This is a genomic window from Paenibacillus sp. JT22N1, from assembly GCF_059692155.1.
Window position 1 is genome coordinate 195530 of sequence record NZ_JCAUAW010000013.1, and the last position, 25839, is coordinate 221368.

The following is a 25839-nucleotide window of genomic DNA, read 5'->3' on the forward strand; positions in this document are numbered from 1 at the left end:
AGGATGGCGTTTATGCTGTACGAACTGCGGATTTATCAAGTGGTTCCCGGCCGCATGCAAGCGATACTGGATCGGTTTCGGGATGATACGATAAGAATTTTTGCTAAGCATGACATGAAGGTAACTAATTTTTGGGTTGATGTGGACGAATCAAAGGATCGGTTGTATTACGTACTTGAGCATCTGGACGCGGCATCCCGTGAACGGAACTTCCAAGCCTTTCTTGAGGATCCAGAATGGCTGGCGCTTAAGGATAGAACCGAACAAAACGGTCCCCTTCATGAGAAAATCGATATTGTCTATATGAAAAACGCGCCGTTTTTCCAAATGGATTAAAAGCGCGAAAACACTATCCAATAACGATGAGGGATGGAAGATAAATTTTTTGAGGGGAGGAAGATGAATATGAAACTTGACACAGAACTTTGTCGCATTTTTAATATTCGTTACCCCATCTTCTTGGCTGGCATGGCAGGTGGACCTGGAACGGTCAGCTTGACTGCGGCCGTATCCAATGCGGGTGGGCTTGGCACGCTAGGAGCCGCTTATATGGAGCCCGAAGCGATCCGCAGTGCGATTCGTGACATTCGTAAGTTAACGAAGGCTCCCTTTGGAGTGAATTTATTTGCTATTCGGGCTACCGACGACAATACGAGAACTGAAGAAGTTCAACGGGAACTGAATGATATGCGAAATAAATTCGGGCTACCGCTGGTCGCGGGAGAAGCCGTGCGAACGCCAGATCATTTCGAGCAACAATTCGCCGTTGTGCTGGAGGAAAAAGTCCCGGTTGTCAGCACAGCGTTTGGCGTTCTTCCTGCACACATGATTGAGCAAGCCAATGCGGCCGGCATTCGAATTGTCACAATGGTGACGACGGTCAATGAAGCGCTCCTTGCGGAACAGGCGGGATGCGACGCGATTGTGGCTCAGGGCAGCGAGGCCGGGGGGCATCGTGGGACATTTGACATCTTCAATCGTCCCATGGGTGCTAATATCGGCACAATGGCCTTAGTGCCGCAAATTGTTGACCGTGTTCATGTTCCGGTCATTGCGGCAGGAGGGATTATGGATGGCCGCGGGCTTGTCGCCGCCCTTGCTCTTGGGGCACAGGGTGTGCAGATGGGAACGCGCTTCCTGACTGCGGTTGAATCGGGAGCGCATATCTCGTATCAGCAAAAACTGCTTGTTAGCACCGAGGAGAGCACGGTGATCACGAACGTGTTTTCCGGTCGTCCGGCCAGAGGGGTTGCTAATGAATTTATCGAGGTCTGGGAGAAGAGTGGGTTAGAGCCGCTTCCGTTCCCTACCCAAAATACAGCAACAAGGGATATTAGAAATGCTGCGGCCAAGCAAAATAATCCCGATTATATGTCTTTGTGGGCAGGGCAAGGTTTGCGGATGCTTACTTCTGGCCAAAATGCAGAGAGTATCGTGCAAGACACTATCAATCAGGCGCAAACGATTCTCTATTAAGCGATACCCATAACATGTGTATCCATGGTTCAATGGGTTAAAAACGGTTTAGGACAATAATAACAAAACATATTATTCCGAATGGGGGAGAATTAAAATGCCGATCGTTACGATACAAGTAACCCGTGAGGGTACCGCACCAGATCGTCAGTCTGTCACAGCAGAAGAAAAGGCAGCGCTTATTAAAGGAGCTAGCGAACTTCTGCTTAATGTTCTGAACAAGCCGTTAGAATCAACCTTCGTAGTTATCGAAGAGGTTGATACCGAGAATTGGGGTTGGGGCGGACTACCTGCGTTGGAGTATCGCAGACAGCTTGCCGCTAAGATGAAGTAATTACTTTAATATCTTTTTAATCGAACCCAGTGCCAACACGGCACTGGGTTCGATTTTTATAAGGGGCATCTTTATTCAATCGTATATGTCTTACTCTATTTGGAATAATAGCAGTGACTGTGTCAACCAGGAGGAGTTTTCATGAGATGGTTTATAAGAAGTAAAGATACATTCAATAATTATCAAAATCTTCCTAAAATGAAAAGCAATAACCTGGAAGAAGACAATAATAATGAGTTTACATCGGATATCGAGCAAAACGAAAAGATTTTAAAAGAAACATTTCAGGATTGTTCTGACTTGCAATACCGAAAGATAGAAGGTAACCATAACCTTCAATGGCTCATTGTTTACATAGATAACTTGATTGATACAAAAATGCTCGAAGAGCATGTAATTAAACCAATGCTCACGAGCTTAACCAATGATAAATTTCCGAAGGAAGCAGGAGATCTTAAAAGTGAGGTGATCTCCATTGGAACCACGAATAGCTCTACAAAAGTATCGGAAACCATTCAAAACATATTAGAGGGTTATGCCGCCATTCTAACGGCAGGCAGCAGTAACGTAATGATGGTTTCAATTCCTGGTTTATCTAAAAGAAGTATTGAAGAAGCGTCATCCGAGCCGGTTATATACGGCCCAAGGGACGGCTTCATTGAACATATTTCAACAAACATAAGTCTGATACGTACCAGACTCAAAACATCAAAATTAAAGGTAGAATATATTACCCTAGGAGAGCTGTCCAAGACGCGAATAGCCATTACCTACCTAAAGGGTATTGTGCAGGAAACATTAGTTGACGAAGTTAGAACAAGATTGAATGCCATACAAGTGGACGGTGTACTCGAATCAGCGTATATCGAAGAATTTATTGAGGATCAACCGTTTTCAATATTTCCCCAAGTCCACAATACAGAACGTCCGGATGTGGTGGCTGCTGAATTGCTTGAAGGAAAAGTAGCCATTCTTGTGGATACTACCCCAATTGTCCTTATTGTTCCGATGACGTTCTGGACAGGACTTCAGGCAAGTGAAGATTACTATACTCGTTGGCCAGTCGCTACTTTTGTTCGATGGATTCGATTCCTCTTTATCAATTTAGTGATATTTTTACCTTCATTGTATGTAGCTATTACGACCTTCCATCAGGAAATGATACCCACTAATCTTGTGCTGAGTATTGCTGCCTCGAGGGAAGCCGTTCCCTTTCCTGCGATGATTGAAGCTTTACTAATGGGAGTCATATTTGAAGGCCTGCGGGAAGCCGGAAATCGTCTGCCTAAACAGATAGGCCCAACCATAAGTATCGTTGGAGGTTTAGTCATTGGCCAGGCATCGGTTCAAGCGGGATTAATATCTGCTCCAGTCGTCATTATCGTGTCCATCACTGGAATTGCGGCGTTTACGATTCCTCGATATAGTTTTGGTAATGGGATCCGATTACTTCGTTTTCCAATGTTATTCTTGGCGGGGGGACTGGGCCTCTATGGCATTGTTCTAGGATTGATAGGCATCATATTACACGTGACCTCCCTTCGTTCTTTCGGGGTTCTTTATTTTTCTCCAGTCTCTCCGCTTAAGTTGACCGGCTTGAAGGATGTTTTGATAAGGATACCGATTTGGGCGAAAGTTCGCTCGTCGACAAGATCGAATCAAGAGGGCGGTCGGTCTTAGCAGTTCTTAGACATTTAGGTGAGGCGGATGAAAGGATTGGGGTTAAGAGATGAGAAGACTAAAATATAAGATACTTCTCGTATTTGTCTTTATTAGCGGGTGTTGGGATCGTACGGAAATGAATGATCTTGCATTTGTCACGGGTACTGCAATGGACCTGTCGGACAACGGCAACCAGCTATGTTCCCTTCAAATCGCAACGCCATCTATTGAAGGAGGAATGAGTGGCGGAGGGAGCGGCAGCAAAGATAAATTTTTCGTTATAAGCGCAGAAGGAAAGAATGGAAATGAAATTCATCAAAAACTTCAGAAGAAAAGCCCACGTAAATTGTTCTTCTCTCATCGCAGTGTTGTGTTTATTAGTGAACGTTTAGCTAAGCATGGCATTCAAGGTGTACTAGATGTCTTTATGCATGACCCAAGAAATCGCTTAAAGACCTATATCATGGTTGTTAAAGGGGAAGCAGCGCAGGATATTTTGCAAATGAATTATCCTTTAAAGCAAGTGCCAATCGAAGCAGTGAGGGAAGTGGAAAATTCGGGAGATGATTTAGCCGTAACATTGAAGGATTTTTTTATTTCGTTTGAAAGTCAGGGTGTTCATCCCATTGTAGGGGTAATTGAATCTGATATCCACTCCAAAGATCCACATAAGCAACTATTTAGGTTAGCGGGCGCCGGCGTTTTTAAAGATTTAAAACTATCCGGTTTATTAGATATAAATGAAACATTGGGGCTGATGTGGGTGACGGACAAGCTGAAGTTCGGTCGAATCACGGCAAATTTACCCGAAGGGAAGGGGGAAGTTGGGATGTTGATAACCCATGCTGACCGCAAAATCATTACGCAGACTGGGCATGATTCTGTACAATTTAAGATTCAATTGGAAGGTCAAGGAAGTTTGGCCGAGAATAATTCCGGTCTGGATATCAACGAACCAAAGAATTTGAAGCTAATAACAAAAGTGCTGGAAGATGCAGCCAAGAAACAAGTCCAAGATGTTATATTTAAAATCCAAAAGAAATATAAAGTGGATAGCGTGGGCTTTGGCCATGAAATTTATAAGCATAACCCTGAAAAATGGGCAATTTTGAAAAATCAATGGGATGCTCTGTTTCCAGAGGTAGAGATATCGGTTGAAGTTAACCTGATAATAAAAGGAGAGGGAATGGTACATTCTTCCTTCGAATCGAAAGAAAAGGAGTCCGAATAATGATGCTGCAAATATCAACTTTTGTTATTTTCACGTTGGGTTGGTCTTGCTATAAAGTTCAGATGTTTCTAAAAAACAAACAACCTAAAGTGGCTGTTGTATATAGTGGTTTGATGGGATTATGTATGATTCTAGGCTTTTTATTATTTGCCCATGTTCAAATACCAAGCATAACAGCTCCTGTGAGATTCGTTTTTGAGCCCATCGGAAAAATCATTTTTAAACAATGAAGTCTAAACCTCTGACTTCCTCCAGCGCCTCTTTATCGTATCAATCATTAGAAGTGTAAGGGGTAAAATGGATTGCGTAAAAAATGCATAACTTGGAAATGAATATCTAAGATAAGTATTCAATTCACTGGAGTATAAATTAAAAACCGTAACCGATCCTATCACTGACAAAATCGTTAAAGGGAATACAAAGTCCTTGTAATTTCTAATGTTAAAAAGATGGCTCATACTTAGACATATAAGAAAGAAGGTGACAGATACTTTAATAAAGGTACCCATAACCCAAATAGCTACCCCAAAAGCTTCCAAGCGTTCAATGCTTCCCTTTATACCTACATACCGAACTACGTCTAACACTGGGAAAGTCAATTTTTCCACTAACGGCCCAAAGATCATAATCAGAGGTATAACAGTAATGCAGAGAAGACCAGCGATAAGCAACAATGCGATGAACGAAACTTTGGTTGCTTTTAAGAATGACGAAATCAAAATTAATCCAGTAATAAATAAAATAACATCCTAAGCATTTTCCAGGCCATTTCCCTATGATTTGAGAGCTGTACTGGATGATCGTAAGACTCGGAATAGCGATTCGACAATATGATCATCGCCCAAATCGTTAATGACCCGATCAAGGCAGCAGGAAAAATCGTTATCCACGCATCTTGCTTGGAGATTTTTGACAACATTCCCGGCATGATAAGAATGACTGTGGGAGCTATAAAGGAAAAAATTAACAAACATAATTGAGTTCCCGATACTTTTTCAGCGGACTCCATTCGCGTTCTCCTTCAGTACAAATAATCTAAACCACTGACTTCTTCCAGCGCCTCTTTATCGTATCAATCATTAGAAGTGTAAGGGGTAAAATAAATTGTGTAAAAAATGCGTAACTTGGAAAAGAATATTTAAGATAAGTATTCAAATCAGTGGAGTAAAATTTAAAAACCGAAACCGATCCTATCGCTCCCAAAATCGTTATAGGGAATACAAAGTTCTTGTAATTTCTAATGTTAAAAAGATGGCATACACTTAGACATATAATAAAGCAGACGAGAGAATCTTTAACAAAGCAACCCATAACCCATATAGCCACCCCTATAGCTTCCAAGCGTTCAAAGCTTCCTGTTATACCTATATACCGAACTACTTCTAATACTGGAAAAGTCAATTTTTCCGTTAACGGCCCAAAGATCATAATCAGAGGTATAACCGTAATGCAGAGAAGACCAGAGATAAGCAACAATGCGATGAACGAAACTTTGGTTGCTTTTTTCGGTTGATTCAAATAAGGAAGAAGCCACCCCAAAATAAAGAATTGGCTTAAGTAAGCGGTTGGGTATACGGACGCCTGAAGGACTGGAACCATTCCTTGACTCATCACAGGAAGGATCCGCTCCGAATCAGATTCCGCGAGCATGAGTATCAAGAGTGGAATCAACAAAATAATGATGAGTAAGGAAATGTACTCATTACTTCTTGCGATAGATCCGATACCCATATAGGCTGCTATACCGCATAAGAGTGCCAACGTTAGACTGACAACAATAGCAGGAGTTCTTAGGAGCAGAACGGTATTTATAAACTGTATGTGTTGATTAAGAACGACGAAATCAAAATTAATCCAGTAATAAATAAGATAACATCCTAAGCATTTTGCAGGCCATTTCCCTATAATTTGAGAGCTGTACTGTATAATCGTAAGACCCGGGTAGCGATTCGACAATAGGATCATCACCCAAATCGTTAATGCCCCGATCAAGACAGCAGGAAAAATAGTTATCCATGTATCTTGCTTGGAGAACTTCGACTCCACGCCTGGTATGATAAGAATGACGATGGGAGCTATAAAGGAAAAAAGTAACAAACATAATTGAGTTCCCGATATTTTTTCAGTGGATTCCATTCGCGTTCTCCTTCAGAGCAGATTCATCCAAGTATTCCCTTCTTAACATCTTGTATACAGGTGGCAAGTAATTCAGGAATAACTCTTCTAGATTAAATCCACCTACATAAAAAAATAGAAAGCCTGATTGCTCAAGCTTTCTTAAATAGAAAATAGGTATAATCAAGAGAATATTCTTCAGCTAGACCCTATCTGCTGCTAAATTTGCTTAGTGACCAGCATTCTGTCCACCATCAACATAAAGGATCTCACCAGTTACGAAGTTGGCAGAATCCAGATATAAAACTGCATCGACGATCTCATGTGGCTCGCCCATTCGTCCCATTGGATGCAGTTTAGCTAGGGCTTCGTGTGATTCAACAGGGTGCATTGGTGTTTTAATTACCCCAGGTGACACTGCATTCACGCGAATTCCTCTGGACGCATACTCAATTGCCAGTGATTTCGTCGCCGATTTCAGACCGCCCTTCGTCAATGAGGCAAGTACGGAAGGAACCGCAGCCGACGGTTGGTCAACAAGACTCGTCGTGATGTTAATGATGTGTCCCGTTCCTTGTTTCACCATCTCAGCCACCGCACGTTGGGTAACGTGGAAGAACCCGATGACATTCGTGGATAAATACGTTGTAAAGTCCTCTTCTGTATACTCTGTAAATGGCTTGGACATGAAAATTCCTGCATTGTTAACTAGTGTATCGATGCGTCCAAAGTGAGCCAAACTTTCGTCGATTAAGCGCTGCGCGATCTTAGGATCTGCAATATTACCGGCAACAAACCGTACTTGTTTTCCTGTAGGATCGATTTCTTTTGCAGCATTAGCCAACTCTTGTTCTCTTCGTCCATTGATAACAACATTTGCTCCTCGATTCACCATCTCAATCGCCATAGCTTTCCCAAAACCACTGCTTCCGCCAGTTATCACAAATACTTTTCCTTGAATAGTCATATGTTATTCCTCCATGTGATTTTCTAATGTAATGAATCGCCTACATGTATGATCTTAATAAATGATAGCTATTATACAGAACCGTTTTTCACCCATTTAGCAATGGATACGGTGCGTTTTGCTTGATATTCAGAAGCAGCGCGAACGTCTTCCTTCATCGCTCAAAGTTAGTTCCGTTGGAATTGTAATAGATGATTGCTAAATGTATTTGTGAAGCTGAGATTTGTCTAGCCTCCTTTTAAGCTATAACCATCTAGCTTATGACGATAGTATACATACAGGTCTGTATAATTACAAAGGTTTATTTTGGCATTAGCTTCTAATAGGAAGAAAGCTCCTATATCTCGATAAATCAAAAGGTCTGCCCCTTGGCAGACCTTTTGATTTATTCGATTCTTGCGATTCATGAACTTTCAGATTACAATAAATTCACAGTCTGTACGTTAGCTGAGTGAAAGAGGTGAGAGCTAATGAAAAAAAGCAAAAAAGAGCACATTCTGAATGTTGCCTCAGATTTGTTTTATAAGCAAGGTATACGAGCAACTGGCGTTGATCAAGTTGCTGCCGAATCGCAAATCGTGAAAATGACTTTATATAATAATTTCAAATCCAAAGATGAACTGGTCTTAGCTTATTTGTTAAGACAAGATGAAATGTGGAGAGAATGGTTCAGCCAATCCATAGATAAATTGAGTCAAACGACTAAGGGAAAGTTAGTGGCCATGTTCGACGTATTGGGGGAGTGGTTCCAGGAACCCGATTTTAATGGCTGTGCGTTTATTAAAACCGCTTCTGAGTTTTCAGATCCTACGCACCCTTATAATGAGGCAGCAAATAAATATAAAACCTATTTAAAGGATTATATAACGGATTTAGTCCAAGAATCGGATGTGAAGCATCCAGCAATGTTAGCAAATGGGGTTTATCTCTTAGTAGAAGGAGCTATCACCATAACAATGCTTCAAACGGATCCATTGGCAGCACAGCATGGCAAGGAAATTGCGTCGCTGCTTATTGAACACCTTGCATAAACGATCCTATGTGAATGAAGAAGAGCAATTGGATAGGCTGACAGCCTGTTCAATTGCTCTTCTTTTAGTAAGCCTTTAGCTAAAATGGGCTCGTATCTCCGATAAGAAGGCTGACAATGCGGGCGTGATTAAAGCGTCTTTGCGCCTGATGAACACGGTTGTGACGATGGCATGCTTGCCGGGGATCTCATGGCAGCGGATTCGGCCTTGCTTTTCCGACTCGGCTATGATGGAACGCGGCAAAAGAGCAATGCCGAGGCCGGCGCCTACACAACCTATAATAGTTTCAATCGATCCGAATTCCATCAGCTTAACGGGCAATATGCCTTCATCTTGGAGCAGCTGATTTAATTTTGCCCGGTAGGAACAGCCGCTGTGGAATACGAGAAGCGTAGCCAGCTGCATATCATGGATGGAATTAATAGGCGGATGGGAGACCGAGGTGACAAGTACCAGCTCCTCATCAATGACGTTTTCCTGAACCAAATCGGGATGCTCCACAGGACCGGCCACGAATGCTCCGTTCTGCTCATAATGAAGAACGGCATGAATGTGCTGCTCGGAAGTACCGGTAATTAAAGAGAAGTCGACCGCTGGATATTCGGTATGATATTTAGTAAGCAGCGTAGGCAGCCGAACGGCGGCGGTTGTTTCCAGAGCCCCGATATGAAGCGGCCCTGCGGGAACGGAGGAGTCTCCGACGGCCAATCTGGCTTCCTGAATGACATGCAATATTTTCTCCGCATAGGAAACAAGGATTTGACCGGAAGGGGTAAGCGTAATACCCCGATTGTGGCGGTAAAAAAGCTGAGTCTGCAAATCGGTCTCCAGCTGTTGAATCTTATGGGTGACGTTGGATTGGGCAAAGTTTAATTTATGAGCCGCTTTAGAAATGCTACCTTCGTGCGCCGTGGTAAAAAACACTTTGAGCAACTGAATATCCATTTAGACCTCCTATATATTTAGATTTAGACATCTGAATTTAAGATATTTAATATCACTATTCTGTATTATACATGATAACAGGAATCATTGTATGATGAATGAATGAACAGAGAAAAGTAGATAGGAGGGAAAGTGAATGGAGAGAAGGACTTTGATCGTTTTGCTCGGAGGCATAGCAGCATTGATGGTGGCTATGGGAATCGGAAGGTTCGCCTTTACTCCTATCCTCCCGATGATGATGGATGACCATCTGTTCTCCGCCGCGGGTGCGGGTTATCTGGCTTCAAGCAATTATTTGGGGTATTTGATTGGTGCGTTTGTCCTTACGTTGGTCCAGGTTAAAAGCCGATCCATGCTGCTGTACGCCGGGTTAATCGTATGTATTGCTACCACATGGGGAATGGGTGTGTTCCACAGCCTAGAGGCATGGCTCGTACTCCGGTTTTTGTCGGGCCTTGCCAGCGCAATCGTGTTTGTCATCGCATCCAGCATCGTACTGGATCGTTTATCGGCGCTCCAAGCCGGAATATTCTACGGAGGCGTGGGAGCGGGCATTCTGCTGACCGGACTTTCAGTTCCGCTGCTTGCCCAAAACAGAGATTGGACCGAAGTATGGAAGGGACTGGGACTGATCAGTCTGATCTTAGGTCTGGCAGCCTGGTATTCGATGCGGGACAGGCATACCGGTACGCAGACTTTAAGCTCATCTCATGACCACGACCATCACCCTTCGGCCGTTCGGCGGGTCTTGATATGTTTGATGATTGCCTATGGCTTGGAAGGCTTGGGCTACATTGTTACCGGTACCTATCTTGTAGCTTTTGCCAAGTCCGTTTCTAACATCCCCAATATTGCGTCAATTAGTTGGATACTGGTTGGTATTGCCGCGACGCCTTCGTGCGTCGGTTGGTCGATGCTTGCCTCTCGATGGGGAAAAAAGTGGACATTGACCGTTGCCATGCTGCTGCAATCCATAGGCATTGCGATTCCTGTTCTTCTTCCTTCTTCAACCGCTGTATTCGCAGGCGCCATTCTGTTCGGCGTAACCTTTATGGGGATAACGACGCTGTCCGTCGCTTTTGCCAAGGATTTATACCCGCAAAACAACCGAAAGATTATAGGTTTGCTGACCACCTTTTTTGGCTTGGGGCAAATAATCGGACCGCTTATTGCAGGTCTTTTGATATCGGGAAACGGCAACTATCTCAGCGCTTTAATCGGAGCGGCGTTCATCGTCTTCTTGGGGGCGCTTAGCTTGCCGTTGGGTATAGGCCGAACTGCCCGGAAGCTTAAACAAGCTAAATGATAAGGGTTTGAGGTTTGACAATACTATCTACTAAAAGGTAGAATTAAAATATGACTAAAACTAAAAATACAGCAGAGGCTATTTTGGATACTGCTCAGTCGATTGTTCAGGATGTCGGGTTTAACGGATTTAGCTATGCACACATTGCAGAAAAAGTAGGGATACGCACTGCCAGTATTCATTACCATTTCCCAAACAAGGAGGATTTAGGAGAAGCGTTGATTTCAAGGTATCACAGAAATTTTATGTCTGCAATTACTCAAATCGATACCGAGACACAGAACAATTTGGAAAAGCTACGCAAATTCACTTTACTTTACGGTGGCCCTGTTCAAGATTATTGTACTTGTCTGGGCGTCATGATTTCTACTGACTTGGCTACTTTATCAGGTAAGACACGTGAAGGGCTAGCTCAGCTTTTCACCGCTAATTTAGAATGGCTAGAGCGAGTGTTGGATCAAGGGCGGCGTGAAGGGCATCTAAACTTTGAAGCTGCCGCGGATGTGGAAGCCCATCAATTCCTTGCTTCGCTTCAAGGTGCGCAATTACTTGCAAGAAGTTTTCGGGATAAAAGTAGGTTTGACATGATTGCCGAAAGATTAATATCCGCTTTAACTTAAAAAAGAAGACGGTTATTTTTTTGCAAATAATTTACCTTTTGATAGGTAGGGGATATTAAAGCAATGGAGCTGACTCTCAAGGTGGACAGCGATATACTTAAAGCTTGATACATCATACAATTAAAATGAAAGGAGCTGCCGCGTCAGCTCCTTTTATTTTAATTGTAAACCTTTTTTAATTGGAAAAAATTTTGAACAATTGAATATCAATTAGACCTCTTGTATATATAGGTATCTGATTTTGAGATACTCGATATCATTATTTAGGATTGTACAGGATTTCAGGCATCATTGTATGATGAATGCGTGTGTACATTCTATTGACAGAACTGGGGTCTGTTTTCTATCTTGTGCAATTGCAGCATCGATAGGGTTACCCTATGATGCAGCCATTAGGAAAAGGGGCAGTCATATGAATTCAGAACAACGGAAGATGCCTGAAATTGAATTGGAAAACCTTATTTTGAGAATAAAAACCGATATTTTGTCACTCATCGTGGCTGGAGAGTCTCTAAACCGCATATTACATGAAATTGAAGAAAAAGGGAGGAACTACGTTTCAGGTTACTGGGAAAACGCACGGTATGCACGCGGCGAATGGGGCAATCTTAGACCGGAACAGATGGAAATCATCGCGGCTCTAAACGATCTAACCGATGTAGCCGTCCAACGGAAAGAAAAGGACAGAGAAATCAAAAGCTTGGCTTTCTACGACACCTTGACAGGATTGTCAAACAGGAGGCACTTTATGGATCGATTTGATGTAATGATTAATGAGCACAGACAAGAATCCCAAAAGCTCGCGTTGATTTTCATTGACTTAGATCATTTCAAATGGGTGAATGATTCTCTTGGTCACGATGCAGGGGATCGCCTGCTTATTCAAGCGGCGGAGCGAATTAAAGCAAGTGTCAGTCATGATTGGGTAGTTGCTCGGCTTGGAGGCGACGAATTTACGGTCATCGTGAACAATATTCAATCTGCAGAGGATGCAAGTAAGGTGGCTGAAAGAATCATTGATTCCTTCAAAATCCCGGTGTTGCTGGACAATCATGAAATCCGTGTTACGCTCAGTGCAGGCATCAGCATGTTTCCAGACCACGGAACGGCGGTCAGCAATTTGATGAAAAAAGCCGATAAGGCCATGTACCAAGCGAAGCAGTACGGTAGGAACCTTTGCGTTATGTATGAGCCTTCTAACGATGAGGGAAATGACAATCGTTTCTTGTTCAAATCCCAATTCGAATCTGCCTTGACCAAGCGGCAATTCATTCTGGAATATCAGCCAAGGATCGAGCTGGACACGGGGGAGATAAGCAGTCTGGAGGCGTTGGTGAGGTGGAATCATCCCGTAAAAGGGATCGTGGGACCGGTTGAATTTATTTCTTTGGCTGAGGATACCGGTTTTATTGTGCCTCTCGGGGAATGGGTACTGCGGGAAGCGTGTATGCAAAATAAACGTTGGCTGCAGCAAGGATTACCACCGGTTCGCGTTGCAGTCAACGTCTCTGCGAAACAATTCTGCCACAGCTCATTTTTGTATCGCGTAAAGGAAATATTAGAAGAATCTCAGTTGGATCCCACTTACTTGGAAATAGAAATTACCGAGAGCGCTCTAATGAAGGTTGAAAAACATATCCTTCACACCCTGGAGGTGTTCAAAGATATGGGAATCTATGTCTCAATCGATGATTTCGGTACGGGATATTCTTCATTAAACTATTTAAAGCATTTTACTGTAGATGCGTTAAAAATCGACCGCTCTTTTATCAAGGATTTGCCTAGAGACAAAGTGCTACCCAAAATGATCTTGTCTTTGGCGCGGAAGCTGAAGCTTCAAGTCATCGCCGAGGGTGTAGAAAATTATGCTCAGCATACATTTTTATTGAATAACGGCTGTCATCAAGCCCAAGGCTTTCTGTATTGCAAGCCCTTGCCTGCTTCCGCTGTGGAACGTTTATTAAATAAATCCTGGGGATGTTAAAGCGGAACATCATGATATTGTGAGGGGAGTAAGAGAAAATGCTCCAAGAAACGGATATAATAAGAAAGAGTCCCCTTTCATGGAGACTGTTTTTTGGGTTAAAGCTCGTTTTTGATTTAGCCCTAACAGGTATTTTTTATTTTGAAAATTCAATTACGATTTTTTGGAGACTTAGTTTTATTGTCTTTTCATTGGTGGCTTTTCTTGTGGTTAATCTATTCTACTTAAGGATGAAAAAGCATAAAAATTGGCTATTTCACCTCCTCATCATAGATTTCTTGGTGTCTGCTTCTTATGGTTATATCTATATCGGTGGGAATTTCCCAAATCACCTTTTTATTGGAATTACGGCTTTGGCAATTTTAATGTTTTTAAAGAATACCCGTATGCTCATCATCACTTGTATTTTGTTACTGATACTCTATATTGTTACGATGGGCAGCATTGAATGGTATTTATATAAACGATTTGACGAAATTAGCTATTTTATTACCTGTTCGTTTATTGTTTTCGCAGGTATTGTGAGCTCTTTAATTAATTTCTATCAAGGCGCACGTAGGGATACGATGCAGCTGTATGCACAATTGATGCAATCCCATGAGCGATTGCAGGAGTATTCCCTCAGGACGGAAGAGTTGGCGGCAACTAGGGAAAGAGTACGTATTGCACGGGATATTCATGATACGGTAGGTCATAAACTGACGGCATTGTTAGTTCAAATGCAGGCGGCTCGTAAGCTAAGCAGTTTGGATTCATCCCGCAGTGAACAGACTTATCTGGAATGTGAGGATTTAATTAGAGCTACATTGCAAGAAGTCCGACTTTCGGTAAGGGCTATTCGAGATGAACCTAGTAAATCTACTTCTTTAAATGATAGTCTTCAAAAGATATCCGAGGAGTTTACCAAATTTGCAGAGGTTCAAACGATCTTTAAAGTGGATGGGATACCCGTCGCACTACCGGGTGATCTTCAATTAACTGCTTATCGAATTGTGCAGGAATCACTTACTAATGCTCAGAAACATGGACATGCGAAAAATGCAGTAATCTCGTTGGCCTATTCCGAGACCGAATTTTCTATTTGCATAAGTAATGATGGAGATGTGCCTGTTGAACTGAAGCCAGGGTTTGGTCTAATTAATTTACAAGAAAGAGTGAGGGAGTGCAGCGGAGAGGTGCATTTTAGGATGGATCAGAAAAAGGGTTTTTCTGTTGAAGTAAAATTCCCTTATTCTTCAACGGAAATGGAGCGTGTGAATCATTGAAGATCCTGATAGTTGACGATCAACGGCTTATGAGAGAGGGTCTTGCGACCATCATTGGTTTGGAACCTAATATGGAAGTGGTTGGAACGGCCGTGGATGGGAGAGATGCCTATACCAAAGCGCTTGAATGGCGACCTGATGTGGTGTTGATGGATATTCGAATGCCAGGAACGGATGGCGTGGAAGGAGCTGAATTGATTCTCAAGCACTTTCCGGAGACGAAGGTATTGATTCTTACTACTTTCGATGACGCGGAATTAATCATACAAGTTTTGGAGAAAGGCGTACATGGATATTTATTGAAGGATATGCCATCGGAAGCGATCATAAGTGCTATTCAAACGGTATACAATGGAGGGACAGTATTTCAACCCAATATAACGGCAATGCTGTTAAAAGAGTTTAAGAAAATGTCGGAATGGAACCCGGATAAAGATCACTCCTTAAGTAAAAATGAGCCTAATGAATTGGAATCTTTATCCGAACGAGAGAAAGAGGTACTAGCTTTATTGGGCCAAGGATTAAATAATAAAGAAATTGCAGGCTTACTTTTTATAACGGAAGGTACAGTGAAAAATCACGTTTCAAATCTCATTGCTAAGCTTGGGCTACGAGATAGAACACAAGTTGCAGTGTTTTCAGTTCGTCATTCCATATAATCAAAGGGCATGACTTTTGGCATAGAGCGTGAGATTTATCATGCTTTGGCGACCAAATGTTCTGCCTTTTTCTTTGTGAAAACATGACCTTCCACAGATTTGCTTCCGATCTTTTCTTGTTAAAATCTTAGTGTAAGCAATCGAAGAAGGAGGATAGGCAAAGTAATTAAAGTGAAAAACTAACGTGCTAGATACCACGGAGGTGAAAGGAAAATTGAATTTTAAAAACCGCAAATTATTTCTGTTATCCATCGCTCTATTAGTCTTTATTGTTTATTCCTTTTACAGTTCTTTTCACAAAAATGAAATGGTGAGGGCTCATGGGGTTTTAACTACAGTTAATGAAAATTCGAGCACGGATTACGAAACCGCTATTTTTGCTGGTGGTTGTTTCTGGAGTATGGAAGCTGTTTTCGAAAAGCTTGATGGTGTCTTGCGCGTTGAAAGTGGTTATACAGGAGGACATAAGGAAAATCCCACCTATGAAGAAGTGGGTTCTCAAACTACAGGGCATCTCGAATCAGTGGAAGTTCGTTATAACCCGAATCAAATTACGTATGACGAGCTGCTTCAAGTTTTCTGGCGAAACGTTGATCCTACGGATGCAGATGGTCAATTCGTTGATCGTGGCAATGAATATCAATCCGCTATTTTTTACAATAGCAATAAGCAGAAAGAGTTGGCTGAAGCATCCAGAGATGCATTAGCAGCATCAAAAAGGTTTGAAAAACCGATTGTAACTAAGATTTCATCTGCATCAACGTTTTACAAAGCTGAGGAGGAACATCAGGACTATTACAAGAAAAACCCAATCAGCTACAAGATAAACGAATTCGGCTCTGGTCGCGATACATTTTTGGATAAAACTTGGGGCAACGAACGGGAAGTGAAAATTCCAGCAATGATAGGTTTGTATAAAGATTTTAATAAAAAGGAAAAGCTAAAATCACTGACTAAGCTCCAATATGATGTAACTCAAAATGATATGGACGAGCAGCCATTCAAAAACGAATACTGGGATAACAAAGAAGAAGGGATTTACGTGGATATTGTATCGGGTGAGCCTTTGTTTAGCTCAAAGGACAAATTTGATGCGGGTACGGGCTGGCCTAGTTTTACAAAACCTTTAGAGCCAAACAATATAATATTTAAAGAAAAATCTGGTTTTCTTTCGGTGACTACCCAAGTCAGAAGCCGTAATGCTGATTCCTTTCTGGGCGATGTGTTCAAAGACGGACCCCAACCAACAGGACTGCGATTCTGTATGAACTCTGCAGCTTTACAATTTGTACCGGCTACTGAACTTGAAAAAAGAGGATATGGCGTTTATGCCGACCAATTTAACGGGCAGAAATTGTGAAAATGATTGGATAGAATAGACACTAAATAACAATAACCATAAAATTCAGGAGGCTTGAGAAATATGAGAGATGAATTTGTATTCCACATATTAGACAAACACCATAAACAATTGCTTGAACTTGTTGAGGGATGTCCAGAAGACAAACGCAAGGTTGTGCCTGAAGGTTTTATCAACAGCCTTCATTGGCATATTGGGCATGTTCTTACGGTTACTGAGTTTCATGTGTTCGGTCTTTCAGAGCAAACTCTGGTCCTTCCAGCAAACTACCAAACGTTTTTCGCATACGGTTCGAAACAATCGGATTGGCAAGTAGAACCGCCTGCGTGGGATTTATTAATCGCTCAGCTGAAGGAACAGCTTAACCAGATACATGAGTTGTTGAAGAATAAGCTGGAAGTATCTGTGAAGGAGAACTTTCTGAAAGGCGAAAATTTTGGGGAGTTAATCGTCTCAACTGTGCTGCATTTAGTCAATCATCTGGGTATCATCTGGGCTATGCTGAAAGTGCTGAAATGATCAAAAAGAAAGGGGTTCAGAGAACATGTTATCGATGTAGCATGGTATGAAAGTGACGCTATTTTGGGAAGATATTGATGATGCAAATAACCGCCTTTATATGAAAAACGTTTCCTTTTTCGAGAATAAATGAAATCATGCTGGAAACCAGACCGTAAATTAAAAAGATCTTTAAAACAACTGTGAAAAGGAGCAATTAAATTGAAAACATTAGTAATCGTGACTCACCCGAACATGGAAGCATCCCGCGTGAATAAAGCCTGGATGGAGGAATTGCAAAAGCATGACGATATCACGATTCATGAATTATATAAAGCATACCCAGATGAGAATATCGATGTTGCTAGAGAGCAGCAATTGATTGAAGCGCATGACCGGATTATTTTTCAATATCCGCTGTATTGGTACAGCACACCGCCATTACTCAAAAAGTGGTTTGATTCCGTCATGCTATACGGCTGGGCCTATGGACCGGATGGCACTAAAATAGCAGGTAAAGAAATCGGTGTTGCGATCTCGACCTATGGTTCCGAAGAATCTTATCAACCAACTGGATCCAATCGTTTTACTCTGCAAGAAATACTGCGTCCAATTGAAGCTACAGCTCATTTTATCAGCGCTTCTTATCTGCCTCACTTTACACTGAACGATATTTCTAACCTTAATGATGAACGATTGGCACAAAGTAAAGTCGATTACATTCATTATGTTAAAAATGTAAAGCCAGTGGCGATTGGTTAAGAAAAACTGTGGCTAGAGAGATAGCTGAAGCGGCGCATCAATTATGTCCATACTCCAAAGCTACAAGTGGGAATATCGATGTGAAAATTAATATTGTGGAATAAAAGCTCTCCCAATAGGGTGGCAGCCCATTCATGGCTGCTGCCCTATTTGCATGTTTATAATTTGCGAGCAATCAGCTGAAGGACCCCTTGTTGTAGGAAAATTTGGTTTGCGTTCTTTTCGCAGATGTTCCTACTTTTTACAGGTTGACAGATATAAACTCTAATATTAGAATAAATAATATTAGTATAATTAATTATAGGAATAATATTAATAAGATATTTTTTCTATGGACCCGCTTGCTGCGGTTGGTGGAATGAGGTTGAATATCCTTTGTATGATAAGGACAGATAAGGGGGATGGAGAATGACTGAACGCGATGCTGAAGGTAAGGAACTTGATCTAAAACTAATACGCGTAATAAGAAACATGGTGAAAGTGTTGTACGGGAGCTTAGAACGTGACATTGACAGCTATGGCCTTTGTGGAGAGACCTTTCAAATTTTGGAGTTTCTTTATAATAAAGGACCGCAGCCCATTCAGAAAATAAGCGAGACCTTCACGATTCCAAGCGGGAGTATCACCTACGTGGTCGATAAGCTTGAGAAGAAGGGCTTCGTGGAACGACTCTCCATCCCGGGTGATCGACGAAAAACGAATGTGACATTGACTGCTGAGGGGCGAAGCTACTTTGATAATATCTTCCCAAGGCATGTTCAAACGATCTCCGATAATTTGTCCTTCGCAACAGACGGGGAGAAGCTCGAACTTATTCACGTGCTGAAGAAAATTGGGTATGGTATCAAGAATCGTGAAGTCAATACCAATAATGACGAATCAGATTCTTTTTGAAACAAGGATTTAACTTAAATTTTGTATGTAGGGGGATTTAAAGATGGAAATAGGAGTAGATACATTTGTCGAAACAACTCCGGATGTTAAAACGGGCAAAACAATAAGTCATGCGGAGCGGTTGCGTGAGGTTGTTGAAGAAATCGTCCTTGCCGATCAGGTTGGGTTGGATATATTTGGGGTCGGTGAGCATCATCGTAAGGAATTTGCGGATTCCGCTACTGTCGTTGTGCTGGCTGCAGCGGCGTCCATGACCAAAAGGATACGCTTAACCAGTTCGGTTACTGTGCTCTCTGCTGTTGATCCAGTACGTTTGTTTCAGCAATTTGCCACGCTCGATGGTATTTCAAATGGTCGTGCTGAGATAATCGCGGGTAGAGGCTCTATGGTGGATGCGTTTCCATTGTTTGGATATGATTTAAAAGACTATGATGAGCTTTACGCGGAAAAAATGGAACTATTATTAAAATTAAGGGACTCAGAGAAGATATCCTGGAAAGGAAAGCATCGACCTGCCCTTACGAATCTGGGTGTGTATCCGCGTCCAGTTCAGAACCCTATACCCGTGTGGCTTGGCAGTGGGGGTAATGCGCAATCGGTCATACGGGCAGGGGAACTGGGACTGCCACTGGTTTTGGCGATTATTGGCGGGAGCCCCTTGCAATTTGCTCCGCTCGTGCCGCTCTATAAGAACGCTGCTACTCGTGCAGGACATGATGCATCGAAATTAAAGATAGCCGTACATTCACTCGGGTTCGTTGCGGAGAGTACCTCACTTGCGGAGGAAAAGTATTTCCCTCCCACTCAGGCAGTGTTTAATTCAATGAGCAAAGAGCGTGGTTGGGGACATTATAGCCGCTCTCAGTTCGATGCCTCATGCAGCCCAGAAGGCGCATTCTACGTAGGCGATCCCGAAACGGTGGCCAACAAAATTATTTATATGCAAAAACATTTAGGCTTCTCGCGATTTTTCCTACATTTACCTGCCGGCAGCATGCCACATGAGGATGTTATGAAATCCATTGAACTATTGGGTAAGGAAGTCGCACCGCGAGTTCGGGAAGAGGTTGCAAGATGGGAACCGGCGTAAGTTTGAAGACTATCCTGATGCGAATAAATAAGTAAGAAGAGGCTGACCTGAAACGTAAAAATTCGGGTCGGCCTCTTTATGCAGATTTTGGTAACAGTTCGCATATGGATGTTGATAAATTCACATATGCCGACATGGATGAGAGATAGAGTATGAGCAGAAATTCTTTGATACCGGAATATCAGCATTTAAGGTAGCGCTTTCAACATGTTAATCCATAAGTATTCTAGAATTCTTTTAAATCTTTTATAATGATGAAGCAGCATAATATCACTATATTGAGGGTTACACTTTGCTAGGAGGGGAACTGTTAAATGAAAAAATTCATCATATTTATATTGCTAGTTATTCCTTTCGTCGCTCAATTGTTAGCGCTGCCATTAGTAAACCGAATACATCCTCTCATTTTTGGATTTCCCCTGTTTCATTTTTGGCTGCTTTTGTGGATGATTTTGACGCCGCTTTTTACTTTGGGGATTTATCAAATTCAGAAAAGATCAGGAGGTTTTGAATCATGAGCGGGAATTTGGTAGCCTTTTATATAACAGCAACTGTCGTTATTCTCGTCATGTTGATCGGCTTTGTAGCAGGTCGGAACAAATCATCTAGAAGCTCTGTTGAAGAATGGTCCCTTGGGGGAAGAAAGCTGGGCAGTTTGTTTGTTTGGTTTTTGATTGGTGCAGACGTATATACCGCCTATACATTTCTTGGACTCACGAGCTCTGCGTTTAAAGGAGGAAGTATCGCCTTTTTTGCGACTCCTTATGTAGTACTTGCCTATCCTATCGCTTATTTCTTTTTACCTAAGCTGTGGAAAGTTGGCAAAGCGCATTCATTTACAACCTTGGCTGACTATGTTAAAGGCAGATTTGAAAGTAAAACATTATCTGTTTTAGTCGCTATAATTGGTGTTTTCATGCTGATCCCTTATATTGATCTCCAGTTAAGCGGCATATTAGACACGATTAAGATTGCGAGTAATGGGCAAATTAATGTTGTCTTGGTGGTTATTGTATCTTTTTCTCTAGTAGCCTTGTATACGTTTTTCAGCGGTATTAAAGCTCCAACTTACACGGCGATTATTAAGGACATTTTGGTTTGGGTCATCATGCTGTACATGGTTGTGACCATCCCTATTATTCATTTTGGCAGCTGGGGAAGTATGATGGATACGGTTGTAGCTAAGTCTCCCCAAATGTTAACGATTCCTTCTTCTGGTGCAAAAGGGATTCCATGGTTTTCTACTGCTGCGTTAATTTCTGCTATGGCTTTGTTTATGTGGCCGCATACGGTTACAGGCATATTTAGTTCAAAAAGTGCTGAATCGCTGCGGAGAAACACCATTATTCTTCCTTTTTACAACATTGTATTGATGCTCGTAACTTTTCTAGGAATCACAGCAAGTCTTGTTGTTCCCAAAGGAACAGATCCACGGTTCGCCTTTCTAACATTGATTCATCAATCTTATGGCGGTGTCATGCAGGGCTTGGCTTATTCAACTATAGCGCTCGCTTCTCTAGTACCGTGTTCCATAATGGCCATTGGGGCATCCAATTTATTTGCGAATAACATTTATCGAGATTTGATTGCACCTAAAGCAAGCATGAAAACATTAACCGGTGTTACCCGTTATATGGTCTTTCTGGTTATCGGTCTGGCTTTGATATTTGGATTAATGTTTCCGAATGCATTGGTTTCTCTTCAGCTTATGGGGGTTTCAGGTATTGTGCAGATTTTCCCTGCTGTTGTCTTCAGCTTATTTTGGAGAAATCTTTCCAAGGAAGCAGCTTTATCTGGTTTAATTGCAGGTATGCTAACAGTATTCCTTGTATATGCAGGCGGTCATTCTTATGGCATATATGAAGGATTTTGGGGTTTCCTTGTCAATATTATAGTACTTGGATTGGTAAATCTAATTTATGTTAAAAAAGCAAAGCTTCGTACCAATTCAGTCTTGAATACAATTTTTGACTTGAAAAACGCTGCTAAATGAAGTCGTTCAACATTTGAAATGCCCAAATCATGTATGGATAGACTAGCTAAATTAGCTGGTCTATTTTTTTTTCTTATTGTAGGAAGTGAGGGAAGTGGTTAATCTATGTAAGAGTTGAGAATGAGGGGGTGCATGCATGCTGCATCTTATGGTTGATATGCTGGAAAGGGTAGGATTTTTGACCTCAACTGCTTATGTAATCTCGCGCAGTAAATGGATGCGCAGCTATATGAGCTATCAAGGGGAGCAAAGATACCATTGGCGATTCCTCTTGTTTTTCTGCCTGTATGCCATACTTGGTACGTATTCAGGTGTTGCAGTTTCCAAATACGATTACCACGCAGCCCCATGGGTTGGAAATGTATCTGCCACAGAGGCGATCGCTAATGCGAGAACAGTAGGGGTGGTCATTGCAGGCTTACTTGGAGGGGTGAAAAGTGGATTTATCGTTGGACTCATTGCGGGGCTTCATCGTTACAGTTTAGGGGGGTATGTCGCAATTGCTGGTATGGTAGCTCCGATCATACAGGGAATTTTGTCTGGTTTATGCCGTGACGCTATCAAGAAAAGATTTCACCATGTATCGATAGTACCATTGGCTTTTGTAGTTGGCTTTATTGCTGAAACTCTGCAGATGGTTTTAATTCTCTTGCTGGCTAAGCCCTGGAATGAAGCTTTAAATTTGGTGAAATTGATCGGATTCCCACAAACGATTGCTAACAGTGTTGGTGTGGCCTTGTTCTTCATGGTTTATAATACGATTGAAAACGAAGAAGAACGAATTGGCTCTATCCATGCAAGAAGGGCGTTGCAGATTGCCGATATTACCTTGCCTTATTGGAAAAACCCCTTTGATAAAGCGATTCACAAAATTGCTCAAGTACTCGTGGAAGAAATCGAAGCAGTTGGCGCATTCTTCAGCAAGAATACAAATGATGGATCTGTGAAAGAAGGCAGGACAACACCCTACTGGATTGACATGCCCATTGAGATGCAAAATAAAAAGAAAATCGGAAGTTATCGATTGTACTTCCGGCGGCAGCAGGATATTAATCCTTATCGGCAAATGATGATCGCTTCACTAGCTCAACTTCTTTCTCAGCAATTTGCGTTTGTGGAAGCTGAGAAGCAAGAGAAGCTCGTGGCAGATGCAGAATTTCGTTCGTTACAATCTCAAATGAGACCTCACTTTTTGTTTAACGTTCTGAATACTATGAAATACTTTATCCGGACCGAGCCCGAGACGGCGCGACATTTAGTGACTCAGCTTGCCACATTTTTACGCAAAAATATGACAAACAGCAGTAAACCTTTGATTTCCATTCGTGAGGAACTAGAGCTGGTGATGGCCTATTTGGATTTATCAAAAGCTCGGATGGGAGGTAAGATGACAATCACCACGATCATTGATGAAGGAGTCAAAGAGCGGCAGCTGCCTCCATTCAGCATCCAGCCCTTGGTGGAAAATGCGATCGTTCATGGCATTCAATCAACAGAACAAGGATCTATCAAGCTTATCATCAAAGAGGATGGGGAAAGGGTTCTCATTCTCGTGGAAGATAATGGAGTAGGATTTCCTGTAGAAAAGATAAAGGATAGCGATGAACACACAGGATTGGCCCTGTATAATATTGAGCAGCGGCTCCGCTATCACTACGGTGAAGATCAGGCTCTACATATAGAGTCCGAGGTCGGAAAAGGAACAAAGGTTTACTTTTGGATCAATTAGGAGGGAAATAAGGCATGGGGGTAAAGATATTAATCGTGGATGATGAAACTCCCGCTCGTGAAGAATTGAATTATCTACTTCAACATGTTGAGGGAGTGGAGCAGATCCTTCAAGCCAAAAGCGGTATGGAGGCGATTAAGTTGACGAAGGAAATCGAGCCTGATCTTATCTTTCTTGACATTGAAATGCCTGGTTTAACAGGGCTTCAAGCAGCCGAAGTAATCCAAGAGCTAGGAGTAAAGTCGAAAATTATTTTTTGCACTGCGTACGATCAGTACGCCATTGAAGCATTCAAGCTGCGGGCGTTTCATTATTTATTGAAGCCTTATGATGAAGCTAATATTCAGGGGATTTTCAAGGAAATCCTGGAGAGGAGCAGTGCGGTTATATCGCCACAACCTGCTCCGCTTAAGCTGGCAATTGAGGTGAATGGTTCCATTAAATATTTGTCCCCACTGGACATTATTTTTATGAGCACAGAAGGCAAGCATGTTTTAATACACGCCAAAGATGAAATTCACAAAACGAACTATACATTACACGAGCTGGAAGGAAAATTGAAGTCATTTTCCTTTTTTCGCAGTCATAAAAGTTATTTGGTGAACTTGAACCACATTGTTGAGTTAAAAGCTTGGATGAATGGGGCGTATAACCTAATTATGAAGGACAAGTCCAAAAGCTCTGTTCCAGTGAGCCGGAATTATTTGAGAGAGCTTCGTTTAAAGTTGGAAATTTAAGGTGGGTGGGTAATCACACAAATATGCCTACATAAACCAATTCGAAAAAGCTTGAAAAATCAAGCTTTTTTAATTTTTTAGGGACATTTGTGTCAGAAAAAAATGCATAAATGTCCCTCATTGTAGTATTGTGACACAAAGCTAGGTACAATTTTCGAAAGATGTTGATCTAGATTTCTCTTAGATTGATGATTAGGATAGAAGTTTATTTCAAAGTACAAGTCATTCAGGATCGGTCTGAAAAGAGTAATGATCCAATACGAATGACTTAAACATTTGGGCTGGAAAGTTTAAATCCCTATCTTTATTTACGATAATTCCATGGGTGGAAAAAATCCCTGAGGATAAAGGCAACGCTCGGAAATCTCCTTCATCTATTTCTTTTTTCGCTGCTATTTTAGGAATTAGTGCAAAACCTATACCACACTTTACAGCATTTTTTATCATTTCGATACTTGGATATTGAATGGCATTACTTACTTCTATTCCGGCCTCCGCTAAAACCTTGTTGGCTTGAGTATGATACAAACAACTGTTTCCGTAGCTGATTACAGCTTCATTGTTTAGTACTTTCAAACCATTAGTCTCAACATTTCTTGTCAATTCATCTGAGGCAATAAAGATCAACTCTTCCTCAATCATGGGGTAAAAATTAACGTCATCACGTTGGGGATTTCGAGGAAGAAATCCGAGATCAACAACATGCTGCGAAACATCATCAATTACATTATGATGATATCCTGTTTCTACTCTAAATTTAACATTCGGAAATTTGAGATGAAACTGTTGTATAAGCGGAGACATTCTCGTAACAAAAAAAGATTCATGCATACTTAGGTAAATCGTTCCTTTAGGTTGGTTCGATTCATTCATAGCTTCTTCTAATGTCAGCCCCAAATGTACAAATTGATGGGCAAATTTAGCGAGTTTTAGGCCAGCTTCAGTCGGTTTTACTCCTCTTGATAAACGATGAAACAGCTTTTGACCACATGCTCGTTCTAATAATTGAATATGATTTGTAACCGTAGATTGAACATATCCCAATTTTTCCGACGCACGATTAAAGCTCTTTTCCTCGATTACTGCAAGGAATGTCTTGAAAAATCTCCCTTCTAACAAGTCAATCATAATTCTAACATCCCCTTAGTTATCGATTTTTGGAATAACGGGTATTGAATCTT

Annotated in this window: 27 protein-coding genes; 21 read left to right on the plus strand and 6 right to left on the minus strand. The window is 41.7% G+C overall.

Going from position 1 to position 25839, the window contains the following annotated elements; translation table 11 throughout:
- The first annotated feature begins 12 nt into the window (after positions 1 to 12).
- The 6 genes from AC58UU_RS24635 to AC58UU_RS24660 all read left to right on the plus strand — a co-directional run bounded on the left by AC58UU_RS24635 (position 13) and on the right by AC58UU_RS24660 (position 4933).
- Positions 13 to 336, plus strand: coding sequence for an NIPSNAP family protein (locus AC58UU_RS24635; RefSeq protein ID WP_497319594.1), 324 nt, complete (start codon positions 13 to 15; stop codon positions 334 to 336).
- Positions 337 to 399: 63 nt separating this feature from the next.
- Positions 400 to 1476 carry an NAD(P)H-dependent flavin oxidoreductase gene (locus AC58UU_RS24640; RefSeq protein ID WP_497319596.1) on the plus strand — a complete coding sequence of 359 codons (1077 nt, stop codon included), beginning with the start codon at positions 400 to 402 and terminating at the stop codon, positions 1474 to 1476.
- A 97-nt stretch (positions 1477 to 1573) separates the two neighbouring features.
- Positions 1574 to 1810: a tautomerase family protein gene (locus tag AC58UU_RS24645; RefSeq protein WP_497319598.1), complete on the plus strand. Its 237-nt coding sequence runs from the start codon at positions 1574 to 1576 to the stop codon at positions 1808 to 1810.
- Between the two features lie 141 nt (positions 1811 to 1951).
- Positions 1952 to 3490 (plus strand): spore germination protein, encoded by a 1539-nt coding sequence (locus AC58UU_RS24650; RefSeq protein WP_497319599.1) that lies wholly within the window; start codon positions 1952 to 1954, stop codon positions 3488 to 3490.
- A 49-nt stretch (positions 3491 to 3539) separates the two neighbouring features.
- Complete coding sequence (locus tag AC58UU_RS24655; RefSeq protein ID WP_497319600.1) at positions 3540 to 4703, plus strand: Ger(x)C family spore germination protein; 1164 nt, start codon at positions 3540 to 3542, stop codon at positions 4701 to 4703.
- Positions 4703 to 4933: a hypothetical protein gene (locus AC58UU_RS24660; protein WP_497319602.1), complete on the plus strand. Its 231-nt coding sequence runs from the start codon at positions 4703 to 4705 to the stop codon at positions 4931 to 4933. The genes AC58UU_RS24655 and AC58UU_RS24660 overlap by 1 nt, the downstream gene beginning before the upstream one ends.
- Positions 4934 to 4936: 3 nt before the next feature.
- Here AC58UU_RS24660 and AC58UU_RS24665 read toward each other — a convergent pair whose 3' ends face one another.
- The 4 genes from AC58UU_RS24665 to AC58UU_RS24680 form a co-directional block, all read right to left on the minus strand.
- Positions 4937 to 5422, minus strand: coding sequence for a GerAB/ArcD/ProY family transporter (locus tag AC58UU_RS24665; RefSeq protein ID WP_497319604.1), 486 nt, complete (start codon positions 5420 to 5422; stop codon positions 4937 to 4939).
- 2 nt (positions 5423 to 5424) lie between these two features.
- Positions 5425 to 5712, minus strand: a complete 288-nt coding sequence (locus tag AC58UU_RS24670) for a GerAB/ArcD/ProY family transporter (protein ID WP_497319606.1) — start codon at positions 5710 to 5712, stop codon at positions 5425 to 5427.
- Between the two features lie 26 nt (positions 5713 to 5738).
- Positions 5739 to 6839, minus strand: a complete 1101-nt coding sequence (locus AC58UU_RS24675) for a GerAB/ArcD/ProY family transporter (protein ID WP_497319607.1) — start codon at positions 6837 to 6839, stop codon at positions 5739 to 5741.
- A gap of 208 nt (positions 6840 to 7047) precedes the next feature.
- Positions 7048 to 7785 carry an SDR family NAD(P)-dependent oxidoreductase gene (locus AC58UU_RS24680; protein WP_497319609.1) on the minus strand — a complete coding sequence of 246 codons (738 nt, stop codon included), beginning with the start codon at positions 7783 to 7785 and terminating at the stop codon, positions 7048 to 7050.
- A gap of 470 nt (positions 7786 to 8255) precedes the next feature.
- On the opposite strand from AC58UU_RS24680, the gene AC58UU_RS24685 reads away from it, so the two are divergent.
- Complete coding sequence (locus tag AC58UU_RS24685; protein WP_497319610.1) at positions 8256 to 8816, plus strand: TetR/AcrR family transcriptional regulator; 561 nt, start codon at positions 8256 to 8258, stop codon at positions 8814 to 8816.
- A 75-nt stretch (positions 8817 to 8891) separates the two neighbouring features.
- Here AC58UU_RS24685 and AC58UU_RS24690 read toward each other — a convergent pair whose 3' ends face one another.
- The gene (locus AC58UU_RS24690; protein ID WP_497319611.1) at positions 8892 to 9761 is read right to left on the minus strand and encodes a LysR family transcriptional regulator; all 870 of its coding nucleotides are present in this window, start codon (positions 9759 to 9761) and stop codon (positions 8892 to 8894) included.
- A gap of 136 nt (positions 9762 to 9897) precedes the next feature.
- Here AC58UU_RS24690 and AC58UU_RS24695 point away from each other — a divergent pair, with 136 nt between their 5' ends.
- The 14 genes from AC58UU_RS24695 (at position 9898) to AC58UU_RS24760 (ending at position 24658) form a co-directional block, all read left to right on the plus strand.
- Positions 9898 to 11067 carry a YbfB/YjiJ family MFS transporter gene (locus AC58UU_RS24695; RefSeq protein WP_497319612.1) on the plus strand — a complete coding sequence of 390 codons (1170 nt, stop codon included), beginning with the start codon at positions 9898 to 9900 and terminating at the stop codon, positions 11065 to 11067.
- Positions 11068 to 11117: 50 nt separating this feature from the next.
- Positions 11118 to 11687 (plus strand): TetR/AcrR family transcriptional regulator, encoded by a 570-nt coding sequence (locus AC58UU_RS24700; protein ID WP_497319614.1) that lies wholly within the window; start codon positions 11118 to 11120, stop codon positions 11685 to 11687.
- 412 nt (positions 11688 to 12099) lie between these two features.
- The gene (locus AC58UU_RS24705) at positions 12100 to 13671 is read left to right on the plus strand and encodes a putative bifunctional diguanylate cyclase/phosphodiesterase (protein ID WP_497319616.1); all 1572 of its coding nucleotides are present in this window, start codon (positions 12100 to 12102) and stop codon (positions 13669 to 13671) included.
- 38 nt (positions 13672 to 13709) lie between these two features.
- A complete protein-coding gene (locus tag AC58UU_RS24710; protein WP_497319617.1) occupies positions 13710 to 14936 on the plus strand; it encodes a sensor histidine kinase in 1227 nt (408 codons plus the stop codon).
- Positions 14933 to 15595 carry a response regulator gene (locus AC58UU_RS24715; protein ID WP_497319619.1) on the plus strand — a complete coding sequence of 221 codons (663 nt, stop codon included), beginning with the start codon at positions 14933 to 14935 and terminating at the stop codon, positions 15593 to 15595. The genes AC58UU_RS24710 and AC58UU_RS24715 overlap by 4 nt, the downstream gene beginning before the upstream one ends.
- A 307-nt stretch (positions 15596 to 15902) precedes the next feature.
- Entirely contained in the window at positions 15903 to 16955 is a 1053-nt protein-coding gene (msrA, locus tag AC58UU_RS24720; RefSeq protein ID WP_497319736.1) for a peptide-methionine (S)-S-oxide reductase MsrA, read from the plus strand.
- A 63-nt stretch (positions 16956 to 17018) separates the two neighbouring features.
- Positions 17019 to 17474 carry a DinB family protein gene (locus AC58UU_RS24725; protein ID WP_497319620.1) on the plus strand — a complete coding sequence of 152 codons (456 nt, stop codon included), beginning with the start codon at positions 17019 to 17021 and terminating at the stop codon, positions 17472 to 17474.
- Between the two features lie 201 nt (positions 17475 to 17675).
- A complete protein-coding gene (locus tag AC58UU_RS24730; protein ID WP_497319622.1) occupies positions 17676 to 18215 on the plus strand; it encodes an NAD(P)H-dependent oxidoreductase in 540 nt (179 codons plus the stop codon).
- 408 nt (positions 18216 to 18623) lie between these two features.
- Positions 18624 to 19109, plus strand: coding sequence for a MarR family winged helix-turn-helix transcriptional regulator (locus AC58UU_RS24735; protein WP_497319624.1), 486 nt, complete (start codon positions 18624 to 18626; stop codon positions 19107 to 19109).
- 43 nt (positions 19110 to 19152) lie between these two features.
- Entirely contained in the window at positions 19153 to 20199 is a 1047-nt protein-coding gene (locus AC58UU_RS24740; RefSeq protein WP_497319625.1) for an LLM class flavin-dependent oxidoreductase, read from the plus strand.
- A 314-nt stretch (positions 20200 to 20513) separates the two neighbouring features.
- Positions 20514 to 20717: a DUF3311 domain-containing protein gene (locus AC58UU_RS24745; protein WP_497319626.1), complete on the plus strand. Its 204-nt coding sequence runs from the start codon at positions 20514 to 20516 to the stop codon at positions 20715 to 20717.
- The gene (locus AC58UU_RS24750) at positions 20714 to 22192 is read left to right on the plus strand and encodes a sodium:solute symporter family protein (RefSeq protein ID WP_497319628.1); all 1479 of its coding nucleotides are present in this window, start codon (positions 20714 to 20716) and stop codon (positions 22190 to 22192) included. The genes AC58UU_RS24745 and AC58UU_RS24750 overlap by 4 nt, the downstream gene beginning before the upstream one ends.
- Positions 22193 to 22328: 136 nt before the next feature.
- Complete coding sequence (locus AC58UU_RS24755) at positions 22329 to 23921, plus strand: LytS/YhcK type 5TM receptor domain-containing protein (protein WP_497319629.1); 1593 nt, start codon at positions 22329 to 22331, stop codon at positions 23919 to 23921.
- Between the two features lie 14 nt (positions 23922 to 23935).
- Positions 23936 to 24658 (plus strand): LytR/AlgR family response regulator transcription factor, encoded by a 723-nt coding sequence (locus tag AC58UU_RS24760; protein WP_497319630.1) that lies wholly within the window; start codon positions 23936 to 23938, stop codon positions 24656 to 24658.
- A 222-nt stretch (positions 24659 to 24880) separates the two neighbouring features.
- Here AC58UU_RS24760 and AC58UU_RS24765 read toward each other — a convergent pair whose 3' ends face one another.
- Positions 24881 to 25786, minus strand: coding sequence for a LysR family transcriptional regulator (locus AC58UU_RS24765; RefSeq protein ID WP_497319632.1), 906 nt, complete (start codon positions 25784 to 25786; stop codon positions 24881 to 24883).
- Positions 25787 to 25839 lie beyond the last annotated feature (53 nt).

Bases quoted from the DNA above. Each gene is read 5' to 3' on its own strand.
- AC58UU_RS24670 (WP_497319606.1), bottom strand. From the start codon at position 5,712: ATGGAGTCCGCTGAAAAAGTATCGGGAACTCAATTATGTTTGTTAATT.
- AC58UU_RS24645 (WP_497319598.1), top strand. From the start codon at position 1,574: ATGCCGATCGTTACGATACAAGTAACCCGTGAGGGTACCGCACCAGAT.
- AC58UU_RS24690 (WP_497319611.1), bottom strand. From the start codon at position 9,761: ATGGATATTCAGTTGCTCAAAGTGTTTTTTACCACGGCGCACGAAGGT.
- AC58UU_RS24660 (WP_497319602.1), top strand. From the start codon at position 4,703: ATGATGCTGCAAATATCAACTTTTGTTATTTTCACGTTGGGTTGGTCT.
- AC58UU_RS24675 (WP_497319607.1), bottom strand. From the start codon at position 6,839: ATGGAATCCACTGAAAAAATATCGGGAACTCAATTATGTTTGTTACTT.
- AC58UU_RS24650 (WP_497319599.1), top strand. From the start codon at position 1,952: ATGAGATGGTTTATAAGAAGTAAAGATACATTCAATAATTATCAAAAT.
- AC58UU_RS24635 (WP_497319594.1), top strand. From the start codon at position 13: ATGCTGTACGAACTGCGGATTTATCAAGTGGTTCCCGGCCGCATGCAA.
- AC58UU_RS24765 (WP_497319632.1), bottom strand. From the start codon at position 25,786: ATGATTGACTTGTTAGAAGGGAGATTTTTCAAGACATTCCTTGCAGTA.
- AC58UU_RS24685 (WP_497319610.1), top strand. From the start codon at position 8,256: ATGAAAAAAAGCAAAAAAGAGCACATTCTGAATGTTGCCTCAGATTTG.
- AC58UU_RS24640 (WP_497319596.1), top strand. From the start codon at position 400: ATGAATATGAAACTTGACACAGAACTTTGTCGCATTTTTAATATTCGT.
- AC58UU_RS24695 (WP_497319612.1), top strand. From the start codon at position 9,898: ATGGAGAGAAGGACTTTGATCGTTTTGCTCGGAGGCATAGCAGCATTG.
- AC58UU_RS24700 (WP_497319614.1), top strand. From the start codon at position 11,118: ATGACTAAAACTAAAAATACAGCAGAGGCTATTTTGGATACTGCTCAG.
- msrA (WP_497319736.1), top strand. From the start codon at position 15,903: ATGGTGAGGGCTCATGGGGTTTTAACTACAGTTAATGAAAATTCGAGC.
- AC58UU_RS24705 (WP_497319616.1), top strand. From the start codon at position 12,100: ATGAATTCAGAACAACGGAAGATGCCTGAAATTGAATTGGAAAACCTT.
- AC58UU_RS24710 (WP_497319617.1), top strand. From the start codon at position 13,710: ATGCTCCAAGAAACGGATATAATAAGAAAGAGTCCCCTTTCATGGAGA.
- AC58UU_RS24740 (WP_497319625.1), top strand. From the start codon at position 19,153: ATGGAAATAGGAGTAGATACATTTGTCGAAACAACTCCGGATGTTAAA.
- AC58UU_RS24755 (WP_497319629.1), top strand. From the start codon at position 22,329: ATGCTGCATCTTATGGTTGATATGCTGGAAAGGGTAGGATTTTTGACC.
- AC58UU_RS24750 (WP_497319628.1), top strand. From the start codon at position 20,714: ATGAGCGGGAATTTGGTAGCCTTTTATATAACAGCAACTGTCGTTATT.
- AC58UU_RS24760 (WP_497319630.1), top strand. From the start codon at position 23,936: ATGGGGGTAAAGATATTAATCGTGGATGATGAAACTCCCGCTCGTGAA.
- AC58UU_RS24745 (WP_497319626.1), top strand. From the start codon at position 20,514: ATGAAAAAATTCATCATATTTATATTGCTAGTTATTCCTTTCGTCGCT.
- AC58UU_RS24725 (WP_497319620.1), top strand. From the start codon at position 17,019: ATGAGAGATGAATTTGTATTCCACATATTAGACAAACACCATAAACAA.
- AC58UU_RS24735 (WP_497319624.1), top strand. From the start codon at position 18,624: ATGACTGAACGCGATGCTGAAGGTAAGGAACTTGATCTAAAACTAATA.
- AC58UU_RS24680 (WP_497319609.1), bottom strand. From the start codon at position 7,785: ATGACTATTCAAGGAAAAGTATTTGTGATAACTGGCGGAAGCAGTGGT.
- AC58UU_RS24655 (WP_497319600.1), top strand. From the start codon at position 3,540: ATGAGAAGACTAAAATATAAGATACTTCTCGTATTTGTCTTTATTAGC.